The following is a 4318-nucleotide window of genomic DNA, read 5'->3' as shown; positions in this document are numbered from 1 at the left end:
AAATAGAGAAACCCCCACAGAGCGGTGGCTCTGTGAGGGTAATGAATGAAGTATGAATGGAGGCGGCGAATCGAATTTCCCAGAGGCTCGCGCACTCCAGTACTGACCGAAACGCAGACAGGCTTAACTTCCGTGTTCGGGATGGGTACGGGTGTCGCCCTGTCGCTCTGGCCGCCTTAACGTCAACTCACGGAATCGAACCGTGACTACAGGATACCAATCGTTGATGGTTCGAACGAACCGTAATGTATGTGCAATCCAGTATACGCCTGGACTCACACTCCATGAGTGTGAAGACCAAATGCGGTATGATTGTGTGGCGTCGATCTGTTAGTACTCGCGGACTGAACGCCTCGTTGCCTCGGCGCGTACATCCCGAGCCTATCGAACTCGTCTTCTACGAGTGATCTCGGTGGTATCTCTTTTCCAAGTGGGTTTCGAGCTTAGATGCGTTCAGCTCTTACCCCGTGGTGCGTAGCTGCCCGGCACGCGCTCTTTCGAACGACCGGTACACCAGTGGCACCCATTCGTAGTTCCTCTCGTACTATACGAACGTTCTCGTCAGATACCGTAACACCCCCAATAGATAGCAGCCGACCTGTCTCACGACGGTCTAAACCCAGCTCACGACCTCCTTTAATAGGCGAACAACCTCACCCTTGCCCGCTTCTGCACGGGCAGGATGGAGGGAACCGACATCGAGGTAGCAAGCCACCGGGTCGATATGTGCTCTTGCCGGTGACGACTCTGTTATCCCTAAGGTAGCTTTTCTGTCATCAATGGGCCGCATCAAGCAGCCTCATTGGTTCGCTAGACCACGTTTTCACGTCAGCGTCCCTCGTTGTGTAGGACACTGTCAGACTTCCTTTTGCTCTTGCGCTCTTCCTCGGGTCTCCGACCCGAGTGAGGAAATCTTGGGGCGCGCTCGATATCTTTTCGAGCGCGTACCGCCCCAGTCAAACTGCCTGGCTACCGGTGTCCTCCGCCAGGAGTGAGGGTCGCAGTCACTACCGGGTAGTATTTCAATGATGCCTCGGTGATCCGCTAGCGCGGATACCTGTGTAACGGCTCCTACCTATTCTGCACAGTAGCGACCACGTCCCAGCGACAGCCTGCAGTAAAGCTCTATAGGGTCTTCGCTTCCCCTTGGGGGTCTCCAGACTCCGCACTGGAATGTACAGTTCACCGGGCCCAACGTTGGGACAGTGACGCTCTCATTGATCCATTCATGCAAGCCGCTACTGAAGCGGCAAGGTACTACGCTACCTTAAGAGGGTCATAGTTACCCCCGCCGTTAACGGGTCCTTCGTCCTATTGTACTAGGTGTTCAGATACCCGCACTGGGCAGGATTCAGTGACCGTACGAGTCCTTGCGGATTTGCGGTCACCTATGTTGTTACTAGACAGTTGGAGCGTCCGAGTCACTGCGGCCTGCTCTTATGCAGAGCAGGCATCCCTTATCGCGAACTTACGGGACTAACTTGCCGAATTCCCTAACGTCGGTTGCTCCCGACAGACCTTGGCTTTCACCGCCAGAGTACCTGTGTCGGATCTCGGTACGATTAACACGCTCGTCTTTTCACGGGCCCCGGGTACCACTAACTTTCGCTATCTCGCCATTCTTCCGCTTCCTGCCATTACGGCTTCCACGGAGTTGGACGATTCGACCGGGCGAAGGCCCGGCTTAGTGTTTCCTGAGGCGTCGACTTTTAATGGTGTTAGCACTGGAATATTAACCAGTTTCCCTATTGCCTCATTCGAATTACGGTGAGACTTAGGATCGGCTAACCCTCAGCTGATCAGCATTGCTGAGGAACCCTTACTCATTAGGTCGTCGGGGGTCTAACCCGACTAACGCTGCTACTATGGCCAGGATTTTCGATACTGAACGGTCCATACGAGTTCTCACCCGCACTTCCACCCATTCAGAATGCCAACCTACTAGATCACTCGATCAAGAGTGCTGCTAGGTCTCGGTGGCGAGCTTGAGCCCCGATCATTTTCGGCGCCGCAAACCTCGGCCGGTAAGCTGTTACGCTTTTCTTAGAGGGTAGCTGCTTCTAAGCTCACCTCCCGGCTGTTTAGGGCTTGCGACCACCTTCAATCGCACTTAGCTCGCACTTTGGGACCTTAACCCAGCTCTGGGTTGTCTCCCTCACGGTACACAGGCTTACCCCGCGCACCGGATTCCTCACGTCAACGGCGTCCGTAGGTTTGGAGTTTGACAGGGAGGCCGACTCCTCTCGGAGACGGTTCTCCCAATCGGTCGCTCTACCCCACGAACTACCTTAGTGAAGGTCATGCTTCGACATGTTTCGGTTGGAACCAGCTGTTGCCGGATTCGATGGGCCTTTCACCCCTACACATAAGTCACGAGAGGGTATTGTAGGACACCAACTCTAACAGGCCTCCACGTGGCTTTCGCCACGCTTCGCCTTGCTCATGCGTAGATCATCCGGTTTCGGGTCGTATCCAGTTGACTCCCCGCCCTTGAAGACGGTGGCCCTCACACAAAGTGCTGCGGCCGTATTGGTTTCCCTATGCCTGCCCCGATGCTCGGGTTAGGCTCGCCAATTAGATACACTCCCTGGCTCGTTTTTCAAAACGTACGACAGAACATCGGCTCCCAGCAATTCCTACTGCAGGCTTGCACCTGGGTCGTTTTTTGCTGGGCCTTGTATGCCCTGTCGCTCCATCGCCACCTGATTTCAGGCCCTATTGCACCTCCCTTTTCGGGGTGCTTTTCAGCGTTCGTTCACACTACTTGTTCGCTATCGGTCTCGAGTCGTATTGAGTCTTCGCGGTCGATGCCCGCGACATTCACAAGGGATTTCCGACCCCTGCTACTCGGGAGCTGACGCACGTCGTACTTGATCTCATTACGGGGTTATCACCCTGTTTCACGCTCCGTTCCAGGAGACTTCATGAGACGGTTTCGACGATGAGAGTCAGTCCGTACACCACATTGCCCGTGAGGGCTTCGGTTTGGACTTTGTCGTGTTCACTCGCCGTTACTAGCGACATCGCGTTTGCTTTTTGTTCCTGCCGATACTGAGATGTTTCAGTTCTCGGCGTTCCCCATTGCGCGAGGCAATTGCGGGGGGATTCCCATTCGGAGATCCTGAGTTCTTAGCCTCCGTGCGGCTTCCTCAGGCTTTTCGCAGCTTGGCACGTCCGTCGTCGGCGCTCGAGCCGAGCCATTCACCAGGTGGCACAGTAGCCACGTTGGAATAACTTGGTTTCACTGTTAACTCACGGTTGTGAGTCCAGTGGACGTCTGGATTGCACGTACATACGGTTGTCATTACACGACACGGTGGTCGCCGAGTGCGTGTTTCGAACCCTTCCCAACCGCGTTTTCACGGGTTGGTGCATCGGTTTGTTGGGATTGATTCTTTCGTCGTGACCCACTTAAGGGGCACGGTTTGAATCGTCCCAAGTGACGGCCTTCCACGGGAGTCGAACCCATGACCGCTGTCGAACAGCGGCGCTCACCAGCGAGCGAAGGCTACCCTCCCAAAAGGGAGAGTGTAACCAGCCTTGGTAGTTCAAAGGTGCCTCGTCGGTAGACGAGTAGTGTACCGTTCGTGTGGTGCCAATCCGTCAACGAAAGTTGACGGGTTAAGGTGGGTTGGGCACGTCGGCCCAATCCCGGTCTTTAGGAGGTGATCCAGCCGCAGATTCCCCTACGGCTACCTTGTTACGACTTAAGCCCCCTTGCGAAGCCCAGATTCGACCATCGCCTGATGGCCTCATCCGGACCTCACTCGGGTGCTTTGACGGGCGGTGTGTGCAAGGAGCAGGGACGTATTCACCGCGCTCTTCTGAAGCGCGATTACTACCGAATCCAGCTTCATGAGGGCGAGTTTCAGCCCTCAATCCGAACTACGATCGAGTTTCGGAGATTAGCGCCCCCTCTCGGGGTTGCAACCCATTGTCTCGACCATTGTAGCCCGCGTGTAGCCCAGCACATTCGGGGCATGCTGACCTACCGTTGCCCGTTCCTTCCTCCGCTTTGGCAGCGGCAGTCCTCCTAATGTACCCAGCCACCACAAGGGTGCTGCTGGCAATTAGGAGTGCGGGTCTCGCTCGTTGCCTGACTTAACAGGACGCCTCACGGTACGAGCTGACGGCGGCCATGCACCTCCTCTCAAAAGCTCTAGTAAGCTCATCACACTGACTGTCACAGCTATTGTCGATGCTGGTGAGATGTCCGGCGTTGAGTCCAATTAAACCGCAGGCTCCTCCGGTTGTAGTGCTCCCCCGCCAATTCCTTTAAGTTTCATCCTTGCGGACGTACTTCCCAGGCGGCTCGCTT

Annotated in this window: 3 rRNA genes; all 3 read right to left on the bottom strand. The window is 55.5% G+C overall.

Going from position 1 to position 4318, the window contains the following annotated elements:
• Positions 1-57 precede the first annotated feature (57 nt).
• Positions 58-179 (bottom strand): 5S ribosomal RNA (gene rrf / locus A4G99_RS09385).
• Positions 180-311: 132 nt separating this feature from the next.
• Positions 312-3229 (bottom strand): 23S ribosomal RNA (locus tag A4G99_RS09380).
• Between the two features lie 431 nt (positions 3230-3660).
• Positions 3661-4318: ribosomal RNA gene (locus A4G99_RS09375) — 16S ribosomal RNA — on the bottom strand; the annotation flags it as partial.

Origin of the sequence: Haladaptatus sp. R4, assembly GCF_001625445.1 — an archaeon.
Classification (GTDB): Archaea; Halobacteriota; Halobacteria; order Halobacteriales; family Haladaptataceae; genus Haladaptatus.
Note: the sequence above shows the minus strand (reverse complement) of the source record. Positions and strands in the feature narration are given on the sequence as shown.